Consider the following 26,339-nt stretch of genomic DNA (forward strand, 5'->3'; position numbering starts at 1 on the left):
CGCCCCTCTTTTTTTCTGGTCCTTATAATATATCACTTTTTTTTTTTCCCCCCCCCCCCCCCGGGGGGGGTGCGGGCCCCCCCGCCCCCGGCGCCCCCACGACAGTGGAGAGTGAGGCGCCGACGTCGCGCCTCACAGCGGAGCTTAGCGGCTAGCCGTACCGCCCGTGGCAGTGCTTGTACTTCTTGCCTGAGCCGCACGGGCAATCCTCGTTGCGGCCGACCTTGCCCCAGCTTGCGGGGTTCTTCGGATCGCGAAGAGCTGCGTCGGAAGCCTGCGCACCGAGCGTGACGCTGGCGAGCGCCATTTCGTCCTCGCCGGTGTTCGGGTCGAACTTGTGCGCTTCCATCGGCGGCAGCACGGGGGCTTCCTGCTCCGGCGGGACGATCTCGACCCGCATCAGCTGCGCCGTGACGGCCTCGCGCAGATGCGCGCTCATCTCCTGGAAGAGATTGAAGGCCTCGGTCTTGTACTCCTGCAACGGATCGCGCTGGCCGTAGCCACGCAGGCCGATGACCTGGCGCAGATGGTCGAGCATGATCAGATGCTCGCGCCAGAGATGGTCGAGCGTCTGGAGCAGAATGGTCTTCTCGACGTAACGCATCACGTCGGGACCCCATTGCCCGACCTTGGCCGCCATGTGCTCGTCGGCTTTGGTCTCGATGCGGGTGAGCAGCTCCTCGTCGGCGATGCCCTCTTCCTTGGCCCATTCGTCGACCGGCAGGTCGAGATCGAGCACGCGCTTCAGCTCTTCCTTCAGGCCGGCCACATCCCACTGCTCGGCATAGGCATGCTCGGGCACGTGCTTGGCGACGAGGTCGTCGATGAAGGCGTGGCGCATGTCGGTAACGGTCTCGGCGACGCTGTCGTCCTTCATCAGGTCGACGCGCTGATCGAAGATCACCTTGCGCTGGTCGTTCTGGACGTTGTCGAACTTGAGCAGGTTCTTGCGGATGTCGAAGTTGCGCGCCTCGACCTTCTGCTGCGCCTTCTCGAGCGCCTTGTTGATCCAGGGATGGATGATCGCCTCGCCTTCCTTGAGGCCGAGACGCTGCAGCATGCTGTCGAGGCGATCCGAGCCGAAGATGCGCATCAGATCGTCTTCCAGCGACAGGAAGAACTTCGAGCGGCCGGGGTCGCCCTGACGGCCGGAACGGCCGCGCAGCTGGTTGTCGATGCGGCGGGATTCGTGACGCTCGGATCCCATGATGTAGAGGCCGCCGGGCTTCTTCACGGTCTTGGCGGGCTTCGAACCCTTCGCCGGCTCGATCTCGACCTCTTCCTCGGCCTTCAGCACGATCTCGCGGAAGTGCTCGATGTCGGCCTTGATCTGCTCGATCTTCTTCGCCTTCTCCGCCTCGTCCTCGATGCCGGCAGTCTCCTGCTGGATCCGCATCTCGAGCGAGCCGCCGAGCTTGATGTCGGTACCGCGGCCGGCCATGTTGGTGGCGATCGTGATCGCGCCAGGCACGCCGGCTTCCGCGACGATATAGGCTTCCTGCTCGTGGAAGCGCGCGTTCAGCACCGCAAACAGTTTTGCCGGCTTGCCGGCGCGGGCCGCGGCGTACAGCTTCTGCATCGAATTCTCGTTGCCGAAATCGATCTGCCGGTAGCCGTGCTTCTTGAGGTATTCGGCGATCACTTCCGATTTTTCGATCGAGGCGGTGCCGACCAGCACCGGCTGCAGTCGCGCATTGGCGCGCTCGATCTCGGCCAGGATCGCGGCGTATTTCTCGGTCTGGGTGCGATAGACCTCGTCGTCCTCGTCGAGGCGGCCGACCGGCACGTTGGTCGGGATCTCCACGACTTCGAGCTTGTAGATGTCGAAGAGTTCGTCGGCTTCGGTCAGCGCCGTGCCGGTCATGCCGGCGAGCTTTTCGTACATCCGGAAATAGTTCTGGAAGGTGATCGAGGCCAGCGTCTGGTTTTCCGGCTGAACCTGGACATGCTCCTTGGCTTCAAGCGCCTGATGCAGGCCTTCCGAATAACGTCGGCCGGCCATCATGCGTCCCGTGAACTCGTCGATGATGACGACCTCGTCGTCGCGGACGATGTAGTCCTTGTCGCGCGTGAACAGCGTGTGGGCGCGCAGCGCCTGGTTGATGTGGTGCACGACGGAAACGTTCTCGACGTCGTAGAGCGACTCGCCCTTGAGCTGGCCGGCGTCGCGCAGCAACGTCTCGATCTTCTCCATGCCACCTTCGGTCAGCGTCACCGTACGCTGCTTCTCGTCGACGTCGTAGTCGCTCTTGTCGAGCTTGGGCAGGAAGCCGTCGATGGTGTTGTAGAAGTCGGAACGGTCGTCGAGCGGGCCGGAGATGATCAGCGGCGTGCGCGCTTCGTCGATCAGGATCGAGTCGACCTCGTCGACGATGGCGTAGAAGTGCGGCCGCTGGACCATGTCCTCGAGCCGGTACTTCATGTTGTCGCGCAGATAGTCGAAGCCGTACTCGTTGTTGGTGCCGTAGGTGATGTCGCAGGCATAGGCGGCCTTGCGCTCGGCATCGTCCAGGCCGTGCACGATCACGCCGGTGGTCAGGCCGAGGAAGCCGTAGATCTGGCCCATCCAGCCGGAGTCGCGGCGGGCGAGGTAGTCGTTGACGGTGACGACGTGAATGCCCTTGCCGGCGAGCGCGTTGAGATAGACCGCGAGCGTTGCGACCAGCGTCTTGCCTTCGCCGGTCTTCATCTCCGCGATGTCGCCCTCGTGCAGCACGATGCCGCCGATCAGCTGCACGTCGAAATGCCGCTGGCCGAGCGTGCGCTTGGCGGCCTCGCGCACGGTGGCGAAGGCCGGCACCAGCAGATCGTCGAGCGTCTTGCCCTCGGCGAGCTGTTTCTTGAACTCGACGGTGCGGGCCTTCAGTGCCTCGTCGGAGAGTTTCGAAACCTCCGGCTCCAGCGCGTTGATCGCGTTGACGCGGGACTGGTATCCCTTCACCCGCCGGTCGTTGGCGGAGCCGAAAAACTTGCGGGCGAGCGCGCCGATCATGCCTAGTTCCTGTGTTCGCGATTCAACCGCGTTGCAGCCAAGAAGTTGTCACCCCCCTGCCTATCAACTCACCGTGACGCCTGATGGCGACAGAGCCCGGACTGCGGGGGGTCATCCGCCATATGGGTGGGAATTGGGCAAGTCTGGGTTCAACGGCCAAAAACGCAGCAAAATAAACGCCATCGCCATGGTCGCGACCGGGCAGAGATATGGCCCGGTCAGGGCCTTGTCAACGGCGGGCGCATTGCGGCTAATTCATCATTTTGACAGACTTTTCGCGTTGCCAAGCCCCCCTGAATTGGGCGAGTGTCCGCCCCGCTAGAGCAGCCCCCTGCTTCAACAAAAGGATTTTCCATGACCACCTCGTTCCCGGTAACCAAAACCGGCCTGCGCTTCGGCCTCGCCACCGCCCTCGTGGGCTGCCTTGCGTTGGCGCTGATCGCGGGTCCCGGCCGGGCTGCCGACGATCCGGTGCTGGCGAAGGTCAATGGCGCGGAAATCAAGAAGAGCGACGTCGCCATGGCCGAGGAGGAACTCGGGGCGAGCCTCGCCCAGATGGACCCGGCGACCAAGGACGAGAACGTGCTGTCCTTCCTGATCGACATGAAGATCGTCAGCAAGGCTGCCGAGGACAAGAAGGTCGCCGACGGCGACGAGTTCAAGAAGCGCCTGGCGTTCGCCCGGAACCGCCTGCTGATGGACAGCCTGCTCGCCAACGAGGGCAAGGCCGCCACCACCCCCGACGCCATGAAGAAGGTCTATGAGGAGGCCTCCAAGCAGATCACCGGCGAGCAGGAGGTCCGCGCCCGCCACATCCTGGTCGAGACCGAGGACGAGGCCAAGGCGGTGAAGGCCGAGCTCGACAAGGGCGCCGATTTCGCCGAGCTCGCCAAGAAGAAGTCCAAGGATCCGGGCTCCGCCGATGGCGGCGACCTCGGCTTCTTCACCAAGGAGCAGATGGTGCCGGAGTTCTCGGCCGTGGCCTTCACGCTGGAGCCGGGCAAGATCTCCGATCCCGTGAAGTCGCAGTTCGGCTGGCACATCATCAAGGTCGAGGAAAAGCGCAACCGCAAGGCGCCGGACTTCGAGCAGGTCAAGGCCCAGATCGAGCAGTACGTCACCCGCAAGGCCCAGGCCGACTACGTCGCCAAGCTCCGCGCGGAAGCCAAGGTCGAGCGGACGGACCAGCCGGCAGCGGATGCCAAGCCGGATGCCAAGCCGGCCGACCCTGCCAAGCCGTCCGACAGCAAGATGGCGCCCCCCGCGAAGAAGTAAGAATTCGCTGTCACTTCGCGGACGCCAATAGTATCTAACGTCGCAATGGCCGGGCAAATGCCCGGCCATCTGCATATCCAGACCTCACCAAGGCGCCCCGATGTCCTCCTCCGTCTCCCCGCTCGCCCCCAAAACTGTCCCCGACATGCCCGTGATCGCGGGCGTCCGTCTTGCGACGGCCGAAGCCGGCATCCGCTACAAGAACCGCACCGACGTGCTGCTGGCTGTGATGGACAAGGGCACCGCGGTCGCGGGCGTCTTCACCAGGTCGAAATGCCCCTCCGCGCCGGTGGAATGGTGCCGCGCCAAGCTGAAGGGCGGCAAGGCGCGCGCGCTGGTGGTGAATTCCGGCAACGCCAATGCCTTCACCGGCAAGACCGGACGCAGCTCCACCGCGCTGACCGCGAAGATCGCAGCCAAGGCGGTCGGATGCAGCGAGGGCGAGATCTTCCTGGCCTCGACCGGCGTGATCGGCGAGCCGCTGGACGCGACCAAGTTCGACGGTGTGCTCGGCCGGCTGGCCGAGACTGCCGAGTCCGGCGACTATCTCGCCGCGGCCAAGGCCATCATGACCACCGACACCTTCCCGAAGGTCGCGACCGCGACCGTCAAGCTCGGCAAGGCCAAGGTCACCATCAACGGCATGGCCAAGGGCGCCGGCATGATCGCCCCCGACATGGCGACGATGCTGTCCTTCATCTTCACCGACGCGCCGATCGCGCCCGGTGCACTGCAAGCCCTGCTCAAGAGCGGCGTCGAGGACACCTTTAACGCGGTGACGATCGACGGCGACACCTCGACGTCGGACACGCTGCTGGCCTTCGCCACCGGCGCCGCCGCCGAGCACGGCGCGCCGAAGATCAGCCGCGCCAGCGATCCGCGCCTGAAGGCCTTCGTCAAGGCCTTCAACCAGGTGCTCGCCAATCTCTCCGAGCAGGTCGCCCGCGACGGCGAAGGCGCGCGCAAGCTGGTCGAGATCACCGTGGAAGGCGCCAAGACCAAGGCGTCGGCGCGCAAGATCGCGATGTCGATTGCGAACTCGCCGCTGGTCAAGACCGCAATCGCCGGCGAGGACGCCAATTGGGGCCGCGTGGTGATGGCGGTCGGCAAGGCCGGCGAGCCGGCCGATCGCGACAAGCTCTCGATCTCCTTCAACGGCATCCGCGTCGCCAAGAGCGGCGCGCGCGATCCCGACTACGACGAGGCGCAGGTGTCGGAGGCGATGAAGGCCCCGGAGATCGCCATCAAGGTCTCGCTCGGCCTCGGCAAGGGTCGCGACCGCGTGCTGACCTGCGACCTGACGAAGGAGTATGTCGCGATCAACGGGGATTACAGGTCTTAAACCGAACGCCGATGGCCGATCTCAAACTGACATTGGTGGTGGCCTGCGCGCTCGTCGACGCCGACAAGCGCGTCCTGATCGCGCAGCGCCCGGAGGGCAAGACGCTTGCGGGCCTCTGGGAATTCCCCGGCGGCAAGTGTGAGCCCGGCGAGCGGCCGGAGCAGAGCCTGATCCGCGAGCTGCACGAAGAGCTCGGCATCACCGTCGCCGAACCGTGCCTGGCGCCGCTGACCTTTGCGAGCTACGGCTACGAGACCTTTCACCTGCTGATGCCGCTTTACATCTGCCGGCGCTGGGAGGGGCTGGTCACCCCGCGCGAAGGCCAGACCCTGGCCTGGGTCCGCTCCAACAAGCTGCGCGACTACCCGATGCCGCCCGCGGACATTCCGCTGATCCCGCATCTGATCGATTTGCTGATGTGAGTACGGACCTCATCCTGAGGAGCGCGGCACGCGCGTCTCGAAGGATGGCCACACGGCGAGAGCGGGGCCTGCATGGTTCTCGCGGCGATGCGAAGCATCGTCCGCTAAGCGCGCCTCACGCGCCTCCTCACCATGAGGATCACTCCTTCCCCGCCTTCTTCACTGCCTCCGCCAGGCTCGCTTTTGCCGACCACGGCTTCAGCGGCTGCTGCTGGCTCGCATGCGGGGCCCAGCCGGAGAGCCAGATGATGTCGAATGTCGCGCGGATGCGGCCGTCGGCATCCGCAAAGCGTTCGGCGTAGATTTCGGCCATGCGCAGCAGCGTCGCGCGGGGCGTCGGCGTGCGCCGCCGCTCGATCAGCACATTGGCCGCGCCCATGCGGCGGAGATCCTGCATCAGCGCAAACGCATTGGCGTAGCGCACCACGACACGGTCGACATCGGTGACCGGAAGCGCAAAGCCTGCCCGCTGCAACAGCGCGCCGATATCGCGCAGATCGGCGAACGGGGCCACGCGCGGCGACACGCCGCCCTCGCATTCGGCCTCCGCCGCGGCAAAGGCCTGGCGCAACTCGGTCAGGCTGTCGCCGCCGATCATCGCGGCGAGCAGCAATCCGTCCGGCTTCAGCGCACGCCGCACCTGCGCAAGCACCCCCGGCAGGTCGTTGACGAATTGCAGCGCCAGTGCCGAGACGACGAGATCGAGACTTTCCGGGGCAAAGGGCAGTTTTTCCACGCCCGCTTCGTCGAGCGCGATCCGCTGGAGTGATGGCAGCCCCGTGAGCCCCTCTCCGGGTGTCCAGAGATCGGCCGCAGCATGAAACTCCCGCATCACGGCGGCCAGCCGGTCGGTCATGTCCTCTGCAACACGATCGAGCAGGAATGTCACCTCGCCCTGCGCAAGTGCGCGCCGCTGCCGCGCATGCAGCAATGCGCGATCGAACAGAGCGGGCGGGGTTTGCGGGGTCTGGGCCATGCCGCTGGTTACGCCGATCGCCACGGTTCTGGCAACGCTCTCGTGTCCCGGACGCGCTGAAGCGCTCTTAGCGCTGCTGCGCAGAGCCGGGACCCAGAAGGCACCACCGCATGATGCGGTGAGATGGGCCCCGGCTCTGCAGCGCACCGCACCGGACGATGCTTCGCATCGCCGGGAGCGCTGCGCTGCGTCCGGGGCACGAGAGTGTGGCTTGAGCGGCTCTTCCCATAACGCTAGCCTCTCCCCATGGAAGCCGACGCTGCCCCCACCCGCTCCATCGCCGCGCCGCTGCGTGCAGCATGGACGGCCGGCCGCCACGTGCTGTCGCGCGCCGCACGGCTCGCGCTCGACATTGCGCTGCCGACGCTGTGCGTGTCCTGCCGCGAGCCGGTCGACGGCGAGGGCGTCTGCGCGGCCTGCTGGGCGCGGCTGTCGTTCATCGAACGGCCCTATTGCCCGCGCCTCGGCATTCCCTTCGTCTATGATCCCGGCCCCGAGATGCTGTCGATGGAGGCGATCGCCAGCCCGCCGGCTTACCAGCGTGCACGCGCGGCGGTGCGCTATGACGACGTCGCGCGCACGCTGGTGCATGCGCTGAAATACCAGGACCGTACCGATTTGGCGCCGGCCATGGGCCGCTGGATGGCGCGCGCGGGCGCCGAACTGCTCACCGGAGCCGACATGCTGGTGCCGGTGCCCCTGCATTGGCGCAGGGCGTGGCGCCGCCGCTACAACCAGTCCGGGGCGCTGGCGCGCATCATCGCGCGGCAGAGCGGTGTCAGGGTGCGCGGCGAAGTGCTGCGCCGGGTGCGCGCGACCGAGCAGCAGATCGGCCTGTCGCGGACCCAGCGCGCCACCAATGTGCAGGGCGCATTCCAGGTATCCCCCGACCGCCAGGGGGAAATCCAGGGCCGCCGCATCGTCCTGATCGACGATGTCCTCACCTCGGGGGCGACGCTGGACGCCTGTGCGCGGGCCCTGCTCCGCGCCAAGGCGGCCCAGGTGGACGTGCTGGTGTTCGCCCGGGTTGTCGAGAGCGGCCCCCGTCCCATATAATTCAATGACTTCATGACATGAGAGCGCCACACGACATGACCGACGCTGTCGAAATCTACACCAGGCCGGGCTGTGGCTATTGTTCCGCCGCCAAATCGCTGCTGACCCGCAAGAAGGCAACCTTCACGGAGTTCGACATCGCCAGGAACCCGTCCTGGCGCGAAGAGATGTACGACCGCGCCGGCGGGGGCTCGACTTTCCCGCAGATCTGGATCGGCGGAACCCATGTCGGCGGTTGCGACGAGCTCTATGCGCTCGACCGCGAGGGCAAGCTCGACGGCCTGCTCGAAAGCGTAAAGGCGGTGTCATGAGCGAGGATCGCACCTTCACCGCCGCGATGATCCAGATGCGCACCGGCCTGATGCCCGAGCCGAGCCTCGCGCAGGCCACCAGGCTGATCCGGCAGGCTGCCGCCAACGGCGCCGACTACGTGCAGACGCCCGAAGTCAGCAACATGATGCAGCTCAACCGAAAGGCGTTGTTCGAGCACCTCCAGAGCGAAGAGGACGACACCTCGCTGAAGGCCTATCGCGCGCTCGCGGCGGAACTCGGAATTCACATTCATGTCGGATCGCTGGCGCTGCGCTACTCGGACGAAAAAGCGGTCAACCGCTCTTTCCTGATCGGGCCCGAGGGCAGTGTGCTCGCGAGCTACGACAAGATCCACATGTTCGACATCGAATTGCCGGACGGCGAGAGCTATCGCGAATCCGCCAATTACCAGCCGGGCGAGACCGCCGTGATCTCCGACCTGCCCTGGGGCCGCGTCGGGCTGACGATCTGCTACGACGTGCGCTTCCCCGCGCTCTACCGCGCGCTGGCCGAGAGCGGCGCGTATTTCATCACCGTGCCCTCGGCCTTCACCCGCAAGACCGGCGAGGCGCATTGGCACATCCTGCTGCGCTCGCGCGCGATCGAGACCGGCTGCTTCATCTTCGCGGCGGCGCAGGCAGGCACCCACGAGAACAAGCGCGAGACCTATGGCCACTCGCTGATCATCGACCCCTGGGGCGAGATCCTCGCCGAGGGTGACGTCGAGCCCGGGATCATCATGGCCAAGATCGACCCGGCCAAGGTCGAGACCGCACGCCGCGCGATCCCCTCGCTCCAGCACGGCCGCCGCTTCGGCGTCGCCGATCCCAAGGCCGGGCCGGACCATCTCCACCTCGTGCGGGGATCGGCATGATCCGCTACGCGCTCCACTGCGACCGAAGCCACGCATTCGAAAGCTGGTTCCAGAGCTCGTCGGCTTATGATTCGCAGGTGAAGCGCAAGCTCGTGACTTGCCCGATCTGCGGCTCGGCCAAGGTCGAGAAGGCGATCATGGCCCCGCGGATCATCGGCAAGAAGGGCCGCGGACGGGCGACGCCGCCGCCGGAGCCGGCTTCAACGCCTGCGCCCGAGGCCGCGCCGTCGGGACCGACCTCGCTGATGATGGCGCAGGAGCGCGAGTTGCGCGCCAAGCTCAAGGAGCTGCGCGATCACATCGTCAAGAACGCCGACAATGTCGGCGAGCGTTTTGCGAACGAAGCCCGCGCGATGCATTACGGCGACAAGGAGCACCGTCCGATCTATGGCGAGGCTTCGCCCGACGAGGCAAAGTCGCTGATCGACGAAGGCATCGAGGTGTCGCCGCTGCCGACGCTCCCGGAAGATAGGAACTGACAGTTCGCACTCTCCGTCATGGCCGGGCTTGACGGCGGTGAGATGCGGCTACACTCCCACCAGCAACGCAACTCCAACCACGATCAGCGCGATACCAAAGATCTCGCGCGGCGCGATCGGCTGATTGAACGAGTAATACGCCACGCCTTGCGCGAACAGCACCTCGATCAAAGCGAGCGTGCGGACGTTGGCGGCGGCCGTCAGCGCGAAGGCCAGGAACCAGAATTGCGAGGCGAACGCGCCCATGAAGCCGGCGAGCAGCGACGGCTTCCACAATCCCAGGATCGACTGGAGCACCTTTGGCGCGCGCCAGAGCAGATAGATGGTCAGGATCAGCGTCTGCACGAACAGGCCGAGCACCAGCGTGAACGAGGCTGCCGTCACGAAGGAGACGTCAGGCACGTTGATGATGGCGCCGCGGAAGCCAACGGCTGAGAGCGCGAACGCCGCGGCCGCAACGAGGCCCGTGATGGTCGGCCTCAATTCCGCAAAGCTCTTCTCGCCGCCGGGCCGGAGCGCGGTGATGACGACGCCGACAGTCGCGATCACGATCGCCAGCACCTTCAGCCAGGTCAGATGATCGCCGAGGAAGACGAAGCCGAAAATTGCGGTCTGGATCGCCTCGGTCTTCAGGTACGCCGTCGTCACCACGAAGGAGCGATCGTTCATCGCGAGCAGCATCAGCCCGGTCGCAACGATCTGGCTGAGCGCCCCGAGCAACAGCCAGGGCCAGAACACGGTCGGCGGCATGCCGAGGTGATCACCGGTCGCGACCAGCACCACGCCCAGAAACAGCAGCGAGAACGGGAAGCCGAACAGGAAGCGGATATTGGTCGCGCCCCAGGTCCCCAGCGGCTTCGTCAGCGACCGCTGCATCGCATTGCGCGCGACCTGGCCTAGCGCAGCAATGACGGTGAAGGGAATCCAGAGGCTGGCGATGGTAAGCATGCGGGTGGAGCGGTAGGAGGGGAAGCCGTGGCCAACCTGCCGCTAGCGGCGAAGCAGGTCAATCACGCCCACGTCATGGGTGCGATGCTCGCGCCTCGCGTACCCCTCAGACCATCCCTTCCGCCACGACCATGTAGTTCACGTCCATGTCGGAGGAGAGGGTCCATTTGTCGGCGAAGGGTGAGTAGACGACGCCGGTCTGCTCGGTGATGACGAGGCGGTTGTCGAGGAGATATTTGGTCAGCTCGTCAGGGGTGACGAACTTGTTCCATTCGTGGGTGCCGCGCGGCAGCCAGCGCAGGACGTATTCGGCGCCGACGATGGCGAGCGCGAAGCTCTTCCAGTTCCGGTTCAGCGTCGAGACCACCATCAGCCCGTTCGGCTTCAGCAGCGCCGCGCAGCGCTTGAGGAAAACGCCGACATCGACGACGTGCTCGACCACTTCCATCGCCAGCACGATGTCGAAGCGCTCGCGCGGGTCGATCTCCTCGACCGTGGTGCAGCGGTAATCGATCGAAAGATGGCTCTTGTCGGCATGCAGCTTCGCGGCGGCGATGTTGCTGACCGAGGGATCGACGCCGATGACCTGGGCGCCGAGGCGCGACAGCGGCTCGCACAACAGGCCGGCGCCGCAGCCGATGTCGAGCACGCGCAGGCCGCCGAGGCAGTTGAGGCTGCGCACGTTGCGCTCGAACTTGCGGCAGGCGGCGTCGCGGATGTAGCCGAGCCGCAGCGGGTTGATCCGGTGCAGCGGCGCCATCTTGCCGTTGGGGTCCCACCACTCGGCCGAAAGTTTCGAGAATTTCGCGATCTCGGCGGCGTCGACGGTCGAGCCCGGCTGCGGGCTTGCGGTTGCGGAAGTATTTTGCTGCATGCTCATGGTTAGGCGCGGTCCTACCGCGTGGTGATCGAACTACGGAAGGCGAGCGGCGTGTCGACGGTCGTGATCTTTTCGATCCCCTCGCCAACGCCGCGAATCGTCACGTCGCCGTAGTTGAGAATACGTCCAAGAATCGACTGGTCGACGTCGACACTCTCGACCTTGTCCAGCGCCATTTCAAAGGTCCGGCGCTTGATGAACCCCGTCTTGTGCACAACCCGCAAGTTGGTGACGTCGGTCTCGGTCGTGAAGCGATGGAACCAGCCCTTGATGGTCCAGTATAGGGCGGCCAGAGCCACGACGCCGGCGGCTATGAGGCACAGCACCCTGAGACCATCGGCCGTGGCCTGCGGCATCAGGACGAGAAAGGCAAGAGCCACGATCCAGGCCACGATGGCCGGAAAATAGAAGATCCAGTGCGCATTGGTCGAATACAGCACCCGCTCGCCCGGTTGCAGGATCTCGTCGATATAACGCGCCATGATCTCGGTTAACCCATACCCCCAAGCCCGACCTTAGGTCGGACCTTACCCTGCCCCCGCAGGAACCCGCTTGCCCCCGGCCCCGCCGCTATGTATACGCGCGGTCGGTGTCCGCTGGCACCCGTCCGGTGCGGGTCACCATACTGATCCTTATGAGGGAATGCACGCGTCGTCATGAGCCGCCTCGTGATGAAATTCGGCGGCACGTCCGTCGCCAATATCGAACGTATCCGCAACGTCGCACGCCATGTGAAGCGTGAGGTCGACGCCGGCCACGAAGTGGCCGTGGTCGTCTCGGCGATGTCCGGCAAAACCAACGAGCTGGTGGCCTGGTGCACCGAGGCCTCGCCGATGCACGACGCGCGCGAATACGACGCCGTTGTCGCCTCCGGCGAACAGGTGACGTCGGGCCTGCTCGCCATCGTGCTTCAGGGCATGGGCATCCAGGCCCGCTCCTGGCAGGGCTGGCAGATCCCGATCAAGACCAGCGACGCCCATGCCTCGGCCCGAATCGAGGACATCGACGGCAACGAGATCATCAAGCGCTTCCGGGAGCGCAAGGAGGTCGCGGTCATCGCCGGCTTCCAGGGTATCAATCCCGAGACCAATCGCATCACCACGCTCGGCCGCGGCGGCTCCGACACCTCGGCCGTGGCGATCGCCGCCGCCGTCAAGGCCGACCGCTGCGACATCTACACCGACGTCGACGGCGTCTACACCACCGACCCGCGAATCGTGCCGAAGGCCCGCCGCCTCGACAAGATCGCGTTCGAAGACATGCTGGAACTGGCCTCCCAGGGCGCAAAAGTGCTCCAGGTCCGCTCGGTGGAACTCGGCATGGTCCACAACATGCCGATCTTCGTCCGCTCGAGCTTCGACAAGCCCGAGGATATCGACCCGCATGCCAACCAGCCGCCCGGCACGCTGATCTGCAGCGAGGAGGAGATCATGGAAAGCCACGTCGTCACCGGCATCGCCTTTTCGAAGGACGAGGCCCAGATCTCGGTACGCCAGATCGAGGACAAGCCCGGCGTGGCAGCGTCGATCTTCGGCCCACTGGCGGATGCCAACATCAACGTCGACATGATCGTGCAAAACGTCTCCGAGGACGGCAAGACCACCGATCTCACCTTCACGGTGCCGGCGGCCGACTACACCCGCGCCAAGGACACGATCACGGCCGCCAAGGGCAAGATCGGCTATGCCCGGCTCGATACCGCCACCGACGTCGCCAAGATATCGGTAATCGGCAGCGGCATGCGCAGCCATGCCGGCGTCGCCGCCCAGGCGTTTTCGGCCCTCGCCGGACGGAATATCAACATCCGGGCCATTACAACCTCCGAGATCAAATTCTCGGTTTTGATCGACACCGCCTATACCGAGCTCGCGGTACGCACCCTGCACACGCTCTACGGTCTCGATCAGGCCTAGACGAATTTTCTCTTAGCGGTCGCAGCAAACGCGAAGGTGTACACACCTTCGCGTTTGGCAGGCGTTTTGCTTGGCAAAACAAGCCTCGATTCGCTATACGGCGAACAGGGTGGGCTGCCGCAGACTGTGTCCCAGTTCAGGCGGCGCTGATTCGGTGCAAGCGCTAAATCTTGAGTAGATTTGTGTTTGTGCCTGCGCCGGACGAACAATTTGGTTGTTTTTCTGGAATTTTGGGCCAGCCGCCGGCCGATACCGCCGGGCCAGGCAGACGGAGGAGATTGACGGTTCATGCGGAGCGCGTCGGGAGGTCCCCGCGTCTTGTTGAGACGGCTCCGCGAAACCATGGCGGAGCAGGTCTCGGCCCAGGAGCGGCTGGACAAGATCGTGGTGCTGATCGCCGCCAATATGGTGGCCGAGGTGTGCTCGGTCTATGTGCTGCGCATCGACAACACGCTCGAGCTCTACGCCACCGAAGGTCTCAACCGCGAGGCGGTGCACCATACCGTGCTCAGCGCCCATGAGGGCCTGGTCGGCCTCGTCGCCAGCGAGGCGACCCCGCTCAACCTCAGCGACGCGCAAAGCCATCCGGCCTTCTCGTTTCGCCCGGAGACCGGCGAAGAAATCTACCACTCCTTCCTCGGCGTGCCGATCCTGCGCGCCGGCAACACACTCGGCGTGCTGGTGGTGCAGAACCGTGCCAAGCGCAATTATGTCGAGGAGGAGCTCGAGGCGCTCCAGACCACCGCGATGGTGCTGGCGGAGCTGATCGCCTCCGGCGAATTGTCTGCGCTGGCCCAGCCGGGCCAGGAGCCGGCCGCGCGCCATTCGGCGCAGAAGGTCGGCGCCATCCTCTCGGAGGGCATTGCGCTCGGCCATGTCGTGCTGCACGAGCCGCGCGTCGTCATCAAGGACTACATCGCCGAGGATCTGCCGAAGGAGATCAAGCGGCTCGACACCGCGCTTGCCAAGCTGCGCGCCGATCTCGACCGCATGCTGGAGCGTGGCGACGTTGCCGAGGGCGGCGAGCACCGCGAGGTGCTGGAAGCCTATCGCATGTTCGCCAACGACCAGGGCTGGTCGCACAAGCTGCATGAGGCGGTCGCCACCGGCCTCACGGCGGAAGCCGCCGTCGAACGCGTGCAGTCCGACACCCGCGCGCGCATGCTGCGCTCCACCGATCCCTATTTGCGTGACCGGCTGCACGATCTCGAGGATCTCGGCTACCGCCTGATGCGGCAGCTGGTCGGCCAGGACCACGCGCCGTCGCGCGAGCAATTGCCCGACAATGCCATCGTCATCGCGCGCGCAATGGGCCCGGCGGCGCTGCTCGACTACGACCGCAAGCGCCTGCGCGGCATCGTGCTGGAGGAAGGCACCGCCAACTCCCACGTCTCGATCGTGGCCCGCGCGCTCGGCATCCCCGCGGTCGGCGAGGTCCCGAACGCGCCCGGCATCGCCGATCCCGGCGACGCCATCATCGTCGACGGCACCTCGGGCTCGATCTATGTGCGCCCGTCGCAGGAGGTCGAAGCGGCCTTTGCCGAGCGCGTGCGCTTCCGCGCCCGCCGCCAGGCGCAATACCTTGCACTGCGCGACCGCCCCTGCGTCACCAAGGACGGCCAGAAGGTCGAGCTGATGATCAACGCAGGTCTTGCGATCGACCTGCCGCATATTGAGGACACCGGCAGCGCCGGCATCGGCCTGTTCCGCACCGAGCTGCAATTCATGGTGGGACAGAGCCTGCCGCGCACCAGCGACCAGCTCGCGCTCTATCGCACGGTGCTGGATGCCGCGGGCACCAAGCCCGTCACCTTCCGCACCCTCGACATCGGTGGCGACAAGGCACTGCCTTACATGGAAGCGGTGATCGAGGAGAATCCAGCACTCGGCTGGCGCGCGATCCGGCTCGGGCTCGATCGCCCCGGCCTGCTGCGCGGCCAGATCCGCGCGCTGCTGCGCGCCGGCGGCGGCCGCGCGCTGCGCATCATGTTCCCGATGATCTCGGAGGTCGCCGAATTCGATTCGGCGAAGGCGTTGGTCGAGCGCGAGCTGACTTATCTGCGCCAGCACGGCCACACCCTGCCGGAGCGGATCGACATCGGCACCATGGTCGAGGTGCCCGCCCTGCTCTACCAGCTCGACGAGCTCCTGAAGAAGGTCGACTTCATCTCGGTCGGGTCCAACGATCTGTTCCAGTTCCTGTTCGCGGTCGATCGCGGCAATGCGAAAGTCTCCGAGCGCTTCGACACCATGTCGGCGCCGATCCTGCGCGTGCTGCGCGAGATCGCGCGGAAGTCGAACGATGCGAAGAAGTCGTTATCGCTGTGCGGCGAGATGGCCTCCAAGCCGATCGGCGCACTGGCGCTGATCGCGATGGGCTATCGCTCGCTGTCGCTCTCGGCGACGGCGCTCGGTCCGGTCAAGGCGATGGTCATCGATCTCGACGCGAAGAAGGCCGAAGCGATGCTCGGCCCGCTGCTGGACGCGCCCTCCGGCAGCGTCTCGATCCGGCAGAAGCTGACGGAATTTGCCGAGGCCGAAGGCCTGGCGTTGTAGCGGGCCTGTCGCCCCCTCCCGCCGCCTCGCCCTCTTCCGCCATTTGAGACTGAACCGATGTCGTCACTCCCCGAAGCCAAACTGGACGTCCTGCTCGCGCATCACGCCTCGCTCGAGGCCGAATCGCTCGGCCAGCTCGCCTCCGAACGCTACGTGCAGATCACCCGCGAGCTCGCCGAGCTCACCCCGCTGATCGAGGCGGTGAAGGCGTATCGTTCTGCGGTCAAAGAACTCGCCGACACCGAGGCGCTGATCGCCGATCCCGCGACGGATTCCGAGATGCGCGGCATGGCTGAAGCCGAGCGCGACGAGCTGACGCCTAAAATCGAAGAGCTGGTCCAGAAGATTCGCGTCGCGCTGCTGCCCAAGGACGCCATGGACGACCGCAACGTGGTGCTGGAAATCCGCGCCGGCACCGGCGGCGACGAGGCCTCGCTGTTCGCCGGCGATCTGTTCCGGATGTACGAGCGCTTCGCGGCCTTGCAGGGCTGGAAGGTCGAGGTGATCTCGGCCAGCGAAGGCACCGTCGGCGGCTACAAGGAAATCATCGCGGAGGTGCAGGGCCGCGGCGCGTTCTCGAAGCTGAAATTCGAATCCGGTGTGCACCGGGTGCAGCGCGTGCCGGACACCGAAACGCAGGGACGCATCCACACCTCCGCCGCTACCGTCGCCGTGATGCCGGAGGTCGAGGAGGTCGACGTCGACATCAAGAACGACGATCTGCGGATCGAGACCATGCGGGCGCAGGGCGCCGGCGGCCAGCACGTCAACAAGACCGAATCGGCGATCCGCATCACCCACATCCCGACCGGCATCGTGGTGATGATGCAGGACAGCCGCTCACAGCATAAGAACCGCGCCTCCGCCATGAACATTCTGCGCTCGCGCATCTACGATGCCGAACAGCAGCGCCTCGACGCCGCACGCTCGGCCGAACGCAAGGAGAAGGTCGGCTCCGGCGACCGCAGCGAGCGCATCCGCACCTACAATTTCCCGCAAGGACGCGTCACCGATCATCGCATCAACCTGACGCTCTACAAGCTGCCGCAGGTGATCGCCGGCGAAGCGCTCGGCGAATTGACCGACGCGCTGACCACCGAGCATCAGGCCGCACAGCTCGCCGCGCAAGGCGCAGCCGCCTGAACCGCGCCTCAGCGCGCTTTGGCCCGGAACGATCGCAGGATCCTGGCCAGGGCGGGCGCGGCGGCACCCAGCTCGTCCAGGTGAATGCGCGAGAGCGATCGCAGCTTCTGCTCGCCCTTGGCCGTCAGCCTGACCAGGACGCGTCTTGCGTCCTGCGGATCGGCTTCCCGGCCGATCAGCTTCAGCTTCGCCATGCGATCCACCAGCTCCACCGCGGTATGGTGCCGGATCAGGAGGAAGCGCGCGATGTCGCCGACGCTTGCGCCGTCAGGGGCGGCCAGCCCCTTGATCGCCAGCAGCGCCTGATGCTGCTGCGGCGTCAAGCCGGCACTCTGGGCCGCGGCTTCGCTGAACGCCAGGAAGGTCCGGAGCTGATAGCGGAACTGTGCGAGCGCCGCATAGTCGGCCTCGCGCATCGCGCCGCCCTTTGAGGGCGCCGCGGACGCGGGACGCGTCGTCTTCCGCTTCGATTGAGTCATTCCTGCCTGCGACGTCGAGCCCACCGATGAAGCGGGCGGGCGCTGCCGAGACTAGCAAGGAAGGACCGGCGGAACCAACCGAGCGGCGCCGCGGATGCACAAATATCGGGGGCTATTCGAAACTGGAGAGCAGGATCTTCACCAGGATGACCTGAAACGCGATCGGGATGCGAACGCTCTTTCGCCTGATCGAGCGCTGGAGCGCGCTGGCGATCTCGGCGCTGGTCAAGGCCCCGGCCGACGCATTGGCAATCAACTCCGCCCACATCTGCGACAGCGAGCCGCCGGGCGGTATCACCGGCTTGATGGTCACGCCGCAGCCCTGGGCCCAATCCACGATCTCCCGCATCGTGTGAGGACCGCAGTTGCGCGTGGTCGCAAGGCGCTCGGCCGTCAGCGCGAGCAGCAACTCGCGCGACGGCAGCCAATTCCCCTTCGGCGGCTGTTCGCCGGTGAGCTCCACCGCAAGCTCCTTCAGAACATTCTGCGCGCGCACGCTCAGCTTCTGCATCGGGCCGGGCGCGCGCTTGGCCTGGACCTTGGCCTGGACGGAGCCGACGACGGGTCCGCGCCGGCCGGCTGACCGGCTGCACGGCTCGGACACGCGGGAGGCATCGCCCGACTGCGGCGCCGCGCGCTGGTCGCTGCCCTCCCCCGCGGGCCACGCGGCCTCCGGCCGCTCCGCCTCCTGCGGCCAGGATCGTCGCTTCCGGGCACTCGCCACTGTCGTCTGCCGCGCCATTTCTCTCGCCGAACCCGCCAGCCTCGTACTCACAAAGACTAATATATATCGTGATCCGATATGTTTTCACGTGATAATTTTCGTCGTTCGACCAAAGACGAAATTGACAGAAGGACTTCACGAGCAATGCTTAGGGCCAAGAGCTACACGCGGATGTGACGTGCCCGGCGCAGCAGGCCAGCGAGGCCGGCTGGCGCCGGACAGGTCGTGCTTGCGCCTGCAAACAAGAACGATGTTCGGAGGAAACGACCATGACTGACGATCTCATCCGCCGCGGCCTCTCGCGCCGTGGCCTGCTCCAGACCACAGCTAGCCTCATCGGCGGCTCGATGCTGCCCGCGACGCCGGCCTTTGCCGAGGACAAGCCGGCGATCGGCTCGTATCCCGCCGGCGTTTCGGGTTCCACCGCGTTCATCGGAATCTCGGTCCCGCGCACCGGCACCTATGCCGTGCAGGGCGAGGACGAGCTCAAGGGCTACCAGCTCGCGATCGAGCACATCAACAGCGGCCACGACCTGATCAAGAAGATTTCGCCGAAGACCAGCAAGGGCGTGCTCGGCAAGGAGCTGAAGTTCGGCGTCGCGGATTCCGCGGCCAAGCCGAACGAGGCGGTGCAGGCGCAGCAGCGCTTCATCAGCGAGAACAAGGCGATCATGATCACCGGCGGCACGTCGAGCGCCGTCGCGGTCGCGCTCAACAAGCTCGCGCAGCGCGAACACGTGCTGTTCGTGTGCGGCATTTCCGGCTCGAACGACACCACCGGCAAGGACTGCGTTCGCTACGGCTTCCGCCAGAATTTCTTCGGCCAGACCGCCGCCGCGGCGATCGGCCCGGTGATGGTGAGGGAGTTCGGCAAGAACAAGAAGGCCGCCTACCTGACGCCCGATTACACCTACGGCCACACCGTCACCAAGTCGATGCAGGACTTCCTCGCGACCGCGGGCTGGACGACGGTGACCAACCAGGTCGCACCGCTCGGCGCGCCCGACTACTCCTCATATCTGCTGAACGTCGCGAATTCCGGCGCCGACGTGCTCATCAACGTCAACTGGGGCCACGACGCGGTACTGTCGACCCAGCAGGCCAAGCAGTTCGGCGTGCTCGACAAGATGAAGCTGGTCGTCCCCTACCAGGTGCCCTTCATCGCACGCGAGACCGGCGGCCTGATGCAGGGCGTGTACGCCGCCACCGACTATTGGTGGACGATCGAGGACAAGTTCCCACTCGCCAAGATGTTCAACGAGGCCTTCGAGAAGAAGTACGGCTACAAGCCCGAATGGGGCGCCGAGAACGCCTATGTCAGCTTCGCACACTGGGCCCACATGTGCGAGCAGGCCGGTAGCTTCAATCCGCCCGACGTGATCAAGGCCTATGAGAAGGGCGAGACGATCCCCTCCCTGGTCGGCGACGTACATTACCGCCCCGAGGATCACCAATGCGTCCGCCCGGTGATCATCGTGAAGGGCAAGCAGCAGAAGGACATGAAGAACAAGGAAGACTGGTACGACGTCGTCGAGATCGTCCCCGGTGAAGGCCTGATGCAGAAGCCGGACGCGTTCGGCTGCCATCCCGGCGATTACAGCTGAGCCCGCGCTAACCCCTGTGACGCCGCGGGCTGCACTCTGGTCCTGCGGCGTCACCTTTTTCTGACGCGCACCTTGGCGCGTCACAACGGCGATTGTCGCATGATCAGTTGGCCCAACCTCGTTTCGCAGCTTTTCAACGGGCTCGCGCTCGGCGCCCTGCTCGCGCTGATCAGCTCCGGCCTGACCATCATCTACGGCACGCTCGGCGTGCTCAACCTCGCGCATGGCGCGATGTTCATGATCGGCGGCTATGCCGGCTTCGTCGCCTACCAGTACACGGAGTCCTTCATCATCGCCGTCATCGCGGGCTCGCTGTTCGTGATGCTGCTTGGCGTCGCGATGGAACGCGTCATCATCCGCCATTTCTATCATCGCCCGCACGAGGATCAGCTGCTCGTGACCTTCGGGCTCGGCATCTGTTTCGTCGAGCTCGTGCGCCTGATCTTCTCGAGCCAGTCGCAGCTGGTGCCGCCGCCGGCCCTGTTCCAGGGCATCACCAATCTCGGCTTCATGTTCTATCCGACCTACCGCCTCGCCGTCGTCGGCATCGTCGCAATCGCCCTCGGCGCACTGTTCATCGTGCTCTACCGGACCCGGCTCGGCATGATCGTGCGCGCCGGCATCGAGGATTCGGTGATGGTCGATTCCCTCGGCATCAACGTCTACCGCGTCTTCATGGTCGTGTTCGGCATCGGCGCAATGGCCGCCGGATTTGCCGGCATCGTCAACGCGCCGGTGGTGTCACTGACACCGGGCATCGGCGACGACATCCTGGTCCAGACCTTCGTCGTGGTGGTGATCGGCGGCGTCGGCTCGTTCCCGGGCGCCATCCTCGGCGGCCTGATCGCCGGCGAGATCATCAGCGTCACCTCCATGTTCAACCCCGGCTACGCCTATGTGATGCTGTTTGCGGCGATGACGCTCGTGCTCGTGGTGCGACCGCATGGCCTGCTCGGCGTCCAGGGCCGCGAGTAAGCGATTTCCTGATGCTCAAGCAACGCCCGTTCCTGATCGAGACCCTGACCGCGATCGGTTTGATCGCAGCCCCGTTCGTGCTGCCTCATCTCGGCTTCGCCCCGAACACCGTGAACCGGATCCTGGTCTGGGGCCTGTTCGGTCTCGGCTTCGACATCCTGTTCGGATTCACCGGCCTGCTGTCGTTCGGCCAGTCCGCCTTCTACGGCACCGGCGGCTTTGTCGCGGCCTACCTCCTGACCCGCGCGGGTTTCGGCAACGTGCTGGGCGCGCTGATCATCGGCATGATCGCGGCGGCCGCGACCGGCTACCTGATCGGCCTGATCGCACTGCGCCGCACCGGCATCTATTTCGCCATGATCACCGTGGCGATCGCGGAGGTGTTCTTCTTCGTCGAGTTCAATCCGCTCTCGGATTTCACCGGCGGCGAGAACGGCCTGCCGGGCGTACCGACGCCGAGCTTCAATCTCGGCTTCACCACCATCCACTTCACCAATGGCTGGTCGCTCTATCAGTTCATCGCGCTGTGCTATTTCATCGGCGTCATCATCGCGCTCAGGATCGTCCGCTCGCCTGTCGGCGCCATCTTCAGCGCGATCCGCGACAATCCGCTGCGCGCCACCGCCGTCGGCCACAACATCCACGGCTACAAGCTGACCGCCTTCGTGATCGCGGCGGCCTATGCGGGATTCGCCGGCGGCCTGCTCGGCGTATTGCAGGCCTTCATGCCGCCCGACGCCTTCACCTTCGACACCTCGGGTCAGCTCGTGATGCAGACTGCCATTGGCGGCCGCGGCACGCTGTTCGGACCGCTGGTCGGCGCAACAGTTTGGCTCTTCCTTCAGGATTTCCTCCAGTCCGCGCTGGGCCTCGGGGCGGCCTGGAAGCTGGTGCTCGGCGTCGTGTTCGTGGTGCTGGTCTGCTTCCTGCGCGGCGGCATTGTGGGCGGCCTCGTCGATCTCTACGGCCTCGTGTCCGGCAAGCGAGCGCGGAAGGCTGCGGAGACGGAGGAGGAGGCCGAGATCGATACGCCACAGCAAGCTCCGCCTGCGCCGATGCAGGCCAAGGAGGTCGAGCATCCCGCCTACTCCGGACCGATTCTGAAAGCCACGGGCCTGACCAAGCGCTATGGCGGTCTCGTCGCCAACAGCGACATCGATTTCAGCGTCAATCAGGGCGAACTGCGCGGCATCATCGGCCCCAACGGCGCCGGCAAATCGACCTTCTTCAAGATGCTGACCTGCGAGATCGCGCCGACCTCCGGCCAGATCGTTTTCGAGGGGCGCGATATCACGGGACTGAAGGTCACCGAGGTTTGCCAGCTGGGGCTCACCAAGAGCTACCAGGTCAACCAGCTCTTCACTGGCCTCACGGTGCGGCAGAACCTGACGATCGCAGCACTCGCCGAGCTGCGCGGCAAATTCCGGCTCGATCTGTTCCGCAAGCTCTCGGGCGTGAAGGGCCTGACGGAGCAGGTCGAGCACACGCTCGCCCTGGTCAATTTGACCCGCCGCGCCGACACGCCGGTATCCGGGCTCGCCTATGGCGAGAAGCGCCGGCTGGAGATCGGGCTTGCGCTCGCCACCTCGCCACGCCTGCTGCTGCTCGACGAGCCGCTCGCCGGCATGAGCCCGCGCGAGCGGGTCGAGACCGTCAAGCTGCTCAAATCGATCGCGCGCGGCCGCACCATGATCATCATCGACCACGACATGGACTCGCTGTTCGAGCTGGTCGAGCGCGTGACGGTGCTCCAGGAGGGCAAGGTGCTGCTGGACGGCACACCGGAGGAAATCAGGACCAACGCCGCAGTGCAGGAAGCCTATCTCGGCGGCGTTCACGGAGAGATCGCCGCATGAGCCTGATCGAGGTCAACGGCCTGAACAGCTATTACGGCGACTCCCACATCCTGTTCGACGTCGCCATGCGCGTCGAGCGGCACGAGGTGGTGGCACTGCTCGGGCGGAACGGCGCCGGCAAGAGCACGACGCTCAAGAGCCTGATGGGCGTCGTGACGCCCCGCAGCGGCAGCGTGAAGTTCGACGGCATCGATATCGCCGGACGCAAGAGCCACAGAATCGCGCAGGCCGGCATGCAGCTCGTGCACGAGGAGCGCCGGATCTTCGGCAGCTTGTCGGTGGAGGAGAACATCGTCCTCGCCGGGATCACCGCACCGAAGCGCTGGCCGCTTGAGCGCATCTACGAGATGTTTCCGCGGCTGAAGGAGCGGCGCAACAACCGCGGCACCGAGCTCTCCGGCGGCGAGCAGCAGATGCTCGCGATCGCCAGGGCGCTGGTGCGCGATCCCAATATCGTGCTGCTGGACGAGCCGTTCGAGGGGCTCGCGCCCGTCATCGTCCACGATCTCGTCAAGGCCTGCCGCGAGCTCGCAGCCGCCGGCCAGACCATCGTGCTGGTCGAGCAGAATCTGGCAGCGACGCTGGCGCTGGCGACGCGGATCTACATCATCAACAACGGCCACATCGTGCACGAGGGACCGGCGCAGGAGCTCAAGGCCCAGCCGGAGCTGCTGCAGCGATACCTTGGCGTCTAGGTCGAGTCCCCCTAAACTCCGGGATATCTGCTTTCGAGGGCGCAGCATGCGGCCTCGCCCCCGGAATGTCGCCTTGGGCCCAAAGCGGACACAGGGTCGCCTTTAGCCGAGGTGAGGTCTTGCCAAGCCGAACCAAACCTGAGGGAGGAGACGCTATGAGCGCGATCTGGCCGGAGATTCCCTTCGAGGCATGGCGCGAAACCTGTTCCGCGCTTCATCTGTATTGCCAGATTGTCGGCAAGTATCGGCTCGCAAGAACGCCATGGGTCAACCATTCCTGGCACGCGACCTTCTACGTGAATGCACGCGGGCTCACGACTTCGCTGATTCCAGACGCATCAGGTATCGAGATCGTCTTCGATCTCTCCCGTCACGTCCTGATCGGAGAAGCAGCTGATGGGCGCAGGGCGGAAATGCCGCTCGGGCGAATGTCCGTCGCCGAATTTCACGCCCGGTTCTGTGATTTGGTAGGACATCTCGGCGGAACACCAGAATTTGACGGTCGGCCCAGTGAGGTCCCAGATCCGATCCCGTTCACGGAGGACCGCCAAATCAGGCCCTATGACGCAGACGCCGTGACGCGGTTCTTCCGCACCCTCGTCGCGATCAGCGGAGTGTTTTATCGGTTTCGGACGGGGTTCATCGGGAAAGTCAGTCCGGTCCATCTCTTCTGGGGCAGCTTCGATCTCGCGGTGACGCGCTTCTCTGGGCGTTCCGCTCCGCTTCACCCGGGTGGCGTCCCGGGTTTGCCGGACGTCGTGACACGCGAGGCCTATAGCGATGAGGTCTCGTCCGCCGGCTTTTGGCCGGGCGGAGGTGGTACAGACTTTGCGGCTTTCTACTCCTATGCCTACCCCACCCCGAATGGCTTTGCTGACGGACAGGTCATGCCGGCGGGCGCATACTTCGATCGGAAGCTCGGCGAATATCTCCTTCCCTACGACCTTGTGCGAAAATCCAGCGAGCCAGAGGCCACGCTCATGGCGTTTCTGCAAACCACCTATCAGGCAGCAGCTGATGTCGGACGCTGGGATCGTGCCGCGCTCGAATGTCCGATTGGCTCTCCCCTTCGACCCCGCCCGCTGAACAGGAACTGATGAAGGTTCGATGAAAGATCGCTGGCTCGCAGTTTCGGTGGAGCGAAGCTGCGCCAGTCGATTTCGAGTTTGTCTCGATGATGGATTTCGCAACAGCTCTACCCGTCCTACGGTCTTGCTGCAGCGCTATCTCGATCAACTGCCAAGCGCCGCAATCATCCGCTTGGCGTGATCGGCCAGCACGGCCATGTCTTCCTTGCGCGTCTGCGCCGGCAGCAGCTTGATTCCGGCCCTGACCGGCATGACGTGCATGTGCAGGTGGAAGACCACCTGCCCGCTCGCCGGTTCGCTGAACTGCTGCAGGATGATACCCTCCGCGTCGAACGCCTTCATCGCCGCAATCGCGATCCGCTTGCCGGTTCGGGCGACCGCGGCGAGATCGTCATCCGCGATGTCGAGGATGCCGCGCGCCGGCGCCCGGGGAATGACCAGCGTATGTCCGGGCGAGCGCGGCATGATGTCGAGGAAGGCGAGGCTGCGGTCGTCGCTGAAAACCTCGAAGCAGGGAATCTCGCCGCGCAGGATCTTTGCGAAGACGTTCTGATCGTCGTAAGCCGTCATGGCCCCCTCGCTCGCTGCGAGGTGCGATCAGACGCGCTCCTTTCCGTTGACGCAAGCAATGCCGCCGATCTATCCACGATACTAGGCAGGATGGCTCCATTGGCGACAGGTTTCGATTCCGGACACAGCATCGAGAGTGCGCGGCGCGCGCTTGCGGCACTGCTGCAATCGGCCGGCATCGAAGAGCCCGGCCTCGACGCGCGCCTGCTCGTCGGAGCCGCGCTGAGGCTTGATTTGACCGGCATCGTCACGCAGGCGGCGCGCCAGCTCACGCCCGAAGAGGCTGCGCGGCTCGAAGCCTATGCGCAGCGCCGGCTCGCGCATGAGCCGGTCGCCCGCATTCTCGGCGCGCGCGAATTCTGGGGCCTGCCGTTCCAACTGTCCGAAGCGACGCTGGTGCCGCGGCCGGACACCGAGACCGTGGTCGAACTGGCACTGGAAATCTTTCGGGAGGCCGCGATATCGGGGCAGCGCCCGCGAATCGCGGATATCGGCACTGGATCCGGCGCGATCCTGCTCGCGCTGCTGCACGAAATTCCCGATGCCTTCGGTGTCGGAACCGATCTCAGCCTCTCCGCGCTCGCCACCGCGCGGAGCAATGCCGCAGCACTGGGCCTCGCCGACCGTTCCGGCTTCGTCGCCTGCTCCTATGCGGCGGCGCTGCGCGGCCCGTTCGATCTCATCGTGTCGAATCCGCCCTATATTCCCTCAGGGGAAATTCCGAAACTGAGCCTCGACGTGCGCGAGCACGATCCGCATCTGGCGCTCGACGGCGGCAATGACGGCTATGACGCCTACCGCGCCCTGATCCCGCAGGCGGCCGAGCGGCTCGCCCCCGGCGGGGCGCTGATCGTCGAGGCTGGGCAAGGGCAGGCCCGGGATATTGAAACCTTGATGACAGCCGCCGCGTTGTCTGTGGACAGGCCGCCCAAGGCCGATTTGGCGGGCATCCCGCGGGCGGTTTCGGCCCGAAAAATGCCCCCATAAAAGCCGGATTGGGTTGCAAAAAACCTCTTGGAATATCCCTTGGGAACGACTACGTTCCGGTCAACACATCGGTGCCGGCCCCGTAGACCTACGGGCAAAAGCCGGGCTCTCGGGCGAGAGCTTTACTGATTTAAAGGTTCCAAGCCGCAGGTCCTGTTGAGCGCGATGGCCATTGGAGCTGCGCTGCTCTCCG

Annotated in this window: 24 protein-coding genes; 16 read left to right on the forward strand and 8 right to left on the reverse strand. The window is 65.3% G+C overall.

Features of this window, described 5'->3' with window-relative positions:
- Window positions 1-151 precede the first annotated feature (151 nt).
- Window positions 152-2,992 carry a preprotein translocase subunit SecA gene (secA, locus tag AC0L3X_RS30500; protein ID WP_354131653.1) on the reverse strand — a complete coding sequence of 947 codons (2,841 nt, stop codon included), beginning with the start codon at window positions 2,990-2,992 and terminating at the stop codon, window positions 152-154.
- Window positions 2,993-3,346: 354 nt separating this feature from the next.
- Between secA and AC0L3X_RS30505 the strand changes: the two genes are divergently transcribed.
- The 3 genes from AC0L3X_RS30505 (at window position 3,347) to AC0L3X_RS30515 (ending at window position 6,031) form a co-directional block, all read left to right on the forward strand.
- The gene (locus tag AC0L3X_RS30505; protein WP_063980581.1) at window positions 3,347-4,267 is read left to right on the forward strand and encodes a peptidylprolyl isomerase; all 921 of its coding nucleotides are present in this window, start codon (window positions 3,347-3,349) and stop codon (window positions 4,265-4,267) included.
- Between the two features lie 100 nt (window positions 4,268-4,367).
- Window positions 4,368-5,609, forward strand: a complete 1,242-nt coding sequence (gene argJ, locus AC0L3X_RS30510) for a bifunctional glutamate N-acetyltransferase/amino-acid acetyltransferase ArgJ (protein WP_354131654.1) — start codon at window positions 4,368-4,370, stop codon at window positions 5,607-5,609.
- An 11-nt stretch (window positions 5,610-5,620) separates the two neighbouring features.
- Complete coding sequence (locus tag AC0L3X_RS30515; protein ID WP_354131655.1) at window positions 5,621-6,031, forward strand: (deoxy)nucleoside triphosphate pyrophosphohydrolase; 411 nt, start codon at window positions 5,621-5,623, stop codon at window positions 6,029-6,031.
- A 139-nt stretch (window positions 6,032-6,170) separates the two neighbouring features.
- On the opposite strand, the gene AC0L3X_RS30520 is transcribed toward AC0L3X_RS30515, so the two are convergent.
- Window positions 6,171-7,007 (reverse strand): methyltransferase domain-containing protein, encoded by an 837-nt coding sequence (locus AC0L3X_RS30520; RefSeq protein ID WP_473317085.1) that lies wholly within the window; start codon window positions 7,005-7,007, stop codon window positions 6,171-6,173.
- 246 nt (window positions 7,008-7,253) lie between these two features.
- Between AC0L3X_RS30520 and AC0L3X_RS30525 the strand changes: the two genes are divergently transcribed.
- The 4 genes from AC0L3X_RS30525 to AC0L3X_RS30540 are packed head-to-tail and all read left to right on the forward strand — an operon-like array spanning window position 7,254 to window position 9,728.
- Window positions 7,254-8,063, forward strand: coding sequence for a ComF family protein (locus AC0L3X_RS30525; protein WP_473317083.1), 810 nt, complete (start codon window positions 7,254-7,256; stop codon window positions 8,061-8,063).
- A 35-nt stretch (window positions 8,064-8,098) separates the two neighbouring features.
- On the forward strand, window positions 8,099-8,374 hold the full coding sequence (gene grxC / locus AC0L3X_RS30530; protein ID WP_063980577.1) for a glutaredoxin 3: 276 nt from the start codon (window positions 8,099-8,101) through the stop codon (window positions 8,372-8,374).
- Window positions 8,371-9,249, forward strand: a complete 879-nt coding sequence (locus AC0L3X_RS30535; RefSeq protein WP_354131657.1) for a carbon-nitrogen hydrolase family protein — start codon at window positions 8,371-8,373, stop codon at window positions 9,247-9,249. The genes grxC and AC0L3X_RS30535 overlap by 4 nt, the downstream gene beginning before the upstream one ends.
- On the forward strand, window positions 9,246-9,728 hold the full coding sequence (locus tag AC0L3X_RS30540; protein ID WP_063980575.1) for a DUF1178 family protein: 483 nt from the start codon (window positions 9,246-9,248) through the stop codon (window positions 9,726-9,728). The genes AC0L3X_RS30535 and AC0L3X_RS30540 overlap by 4 nt, the downstream gene beginning before the upstream one ends.
- Before the next feature lie 48 nt (window positions 9,729-9,776).
- Here AC0L3X_RS30540 and AC0L3X_RS30545 read toward each other — a convergent pair whose 3' ends face one another.
- The 3 genes from AC0L3X_RS30545 to AC0L3X_RS30555 form a co-directional block, all read right to left on the reverse strand.
- A complete protein-coding gene (locus tag AC0L3X_RS30545; RefSeq protein ID WP_354131658.1) occupies window positions 9,777-10,676 on the reverse strand; it encodes an EamA family transporter in 900 nt (299 codons plus the stop codon).
- A 106-nt stretch (window positions 10,677-10,782) separates the two neighbouring features.
- On the reverse strand, window positions 10,783-11,556 hold the full coding sequence (gene ubiG / locus AC0L3X_RS30550) for a bifunctional 2-polyprenyl-6-hydroxyphenol methylase/3-demethylubiquinol 3-O-methyltransferase UbiG (protein ID WP_166346270.1): 774 nt from the start codon (window positions 11,554-11,556) through the stop codon (window positions 10,783-10,785).
- A gap of 14 nt (window positions 11,557-11,570) precedes the next feature.
- Window positions 11,571-12,038 carry a PH domain-containing protein gene (locus tag AC0L3X_RS30555; protein ID WP_071908493.1) on the reverse strand — a complete coding sequence of 156 codons (468 nt, stop codon included), beginning with the start codon at window positions 12,036-12,038 and terminating at the stop codon, window positions 11,571-11,573.
- A gap of 174 nt (window positions 12,039-12,212) precedes the next feature.
- Here AC0L3X_RS30555 and AC0L3X_RS30560 point away from each other — a divergent pair, with 174 nt between their 5' ends.
- From AC0L3X_RS30560 to prfA, 3 genes are all read left to right on the forward strand, one after another.
- On the forward strand, window positions 12,213-13,469 hold the full coding sequence (locus tag AC0L3X_RS30560; protein ID WP_354118576.1) for an aspartate kinase: 1,257 nt from the start codon (window positions 12,213-12,215) through the stop codon (window positions 13,467-13,469).
- A 288-nt stretch (window positions 13,470-13,757) separates the two neighbouring features.
- Window positions 13,758-16,025 (forward strand): phosphoenolpyruvate--protein phosphotransferase, encoded by a 2,268-nt coding sequence (ptsP, locus tag AC0L3X_RS30565; RefSeq protein ID WP_063980570.1) that lies wholly within the window; start codon window positions 13,758-13,760, stop codon window positions 16,023-16,025.
- 57 nt (window positions 16,026-16,082) lie between these two features.
- Window positions 16,083-17,168, forward strand: coding sequence for a peptide chain release factor 1 (prfA, locus tag AC0L3X_RS30570; protein ID WP_063980569.1), 1,086 nt, complete (start codon window positions 16,083-16,085; stop codon window positions 17,166-17,168).
- 8 nt (window positions 17,169-17,176) lie between these two features.
- Here the strand turns inward: prfA and AC0L3X_RS30575 are convergent, their stop codons facing one another.
- Together AC0L3X_RS30575 and AC0L3X_RS30580 are read right to left on the reverse strand one after the other, a co-directional pair.
- Window positions 17,177-17,647 (reverse strand): MarR family winged helix-turn-helix transcriptional regulator, encoded by a 471-nt coding sequence (locus AC0L3X_RS30575; protein ID WP_063980568.1) that lies wholly within the window; start codon window positions 17,645-17,647, stop codon window positions 17,177-17,179.
- A gap of 112 nt (window positions 17,648-17,759) precedes the next feature.
- A complete protein-coding gene (locus AC0L3X_RS30580) occupies window positions 17,760-18,389 on the reverse strand; it encodes a hypothetical protein (RefSeq protein WP_187387884.1) in 630 nt (209 codons plus the stop codon).
- 251 nt (window positions 18,390-18,640) lie between these two features.
- Here AC0L3X_RS30580 and AC0L3X_RS30585 point away from each other — a divergent pair, with 251 nt between their 5' ends.
- From AC0L3X_RS30585 to AC0L3X_RS30605, 5 genes are all read left to right on the forward strand, one after another.
- A complete protein-coding gene (locus AC0L3X_RS30585) occupies window positions 18,641-19,975 on the forward strand; it encodes a substrate-binding protein (RefSeq protein ID WP_354131659.1) in 1,335 nt (444 codons plus the stop codon).
- A 99-nt stretch (window positions 19,976-20,074) separates the two neighbouring features.
- Window positions 20,075-20,950: a branched-chain amino acid ABC transporter permease gene (locus tag AC0L3X_RS30590; protein ID WP_354131660.1), complete on the forward strand. Its 876-nt coding sequence runs from the start codon at window positions 20,075-20,077 to the stop codon at window positions 20,948-20,950.
- An 11-nt stretch (window positions 20,951-20,961) separates the two neighbouring features.
- Entirely contained in the window at window positions 20,962-22,806 is a 1,845-nt protein-coding gene (locus tag AC0L3X_RS30595; RefSeq protein ID WP_354131661.1) for a branched-chain amino acid ABC transporter ATP-binding protein/permease, read from the forward strand.
- On the forward strand, window positions 22,803-23,501 hold the full coding sequence (locus AC0L3X_RS30600) for an ABC transporter ATP-binding protein (RefSeq protein ID WP_354131662.1): 699 nt from the start codon (window positions 22,803-22,805) through the stop codon (window positions 23,499-23,501). Before AC0L3X_RS30595 ends, AC0L3X_RS30600 begins: the two co-directional genes overlap by 4 nt.
- 155 nt (window positions 23,502-23,656) lie before the next feature.
- Window positions 23,657-24,598, forward strand: a complete 942-nt coding sequence (locus AC0L3X_RS30605) for a DUF5996 family protein (protein ID WP_354131663.1) — start codon at window positions 23,657-23,659, stop codon at window positions 24,596-24,598.
- A 135-nt stretch (window positions 24,599-24,733) separates the two neighbouring features.
- On the opposite strand, the gene AC0L3X_RS30610 is transcribed toward AC0L3X_RS30605, so the two are convergent.
- Window positions 24,734-25,159, reverse strand: coding sequence for an HIT family protein (locus AC0L3X_RS30610; protein ID WP_354131664.1), 426 nt, complete (start codon window positions 25,157-25,159; stop codon window positions 24,734-24,736).
- A gap of 90 nt (window positions 25,160-25,249) precedes the next feature.
- Between AC0L3X_RS30610 and prmC the strand changes: the two genes are divergently transcribed.
- Entirely contained in the window at window positions 25,250-26,146 is an 897-nt protein-coding gene (gene prmC / locus AC0L3X_RS30615) for a peptide chain release factor N(5)-glutamine methyltransferase (RefSeq protein WP_354131665.1), read from the forward strand.
- The last annotated feature ends 193 nt before the right edge of the window (window positions 26,147-26,339 follow it).

It is taken from the genome of Bradyrhizobium sp. MI1.7 (assembly GCF_055811795.1).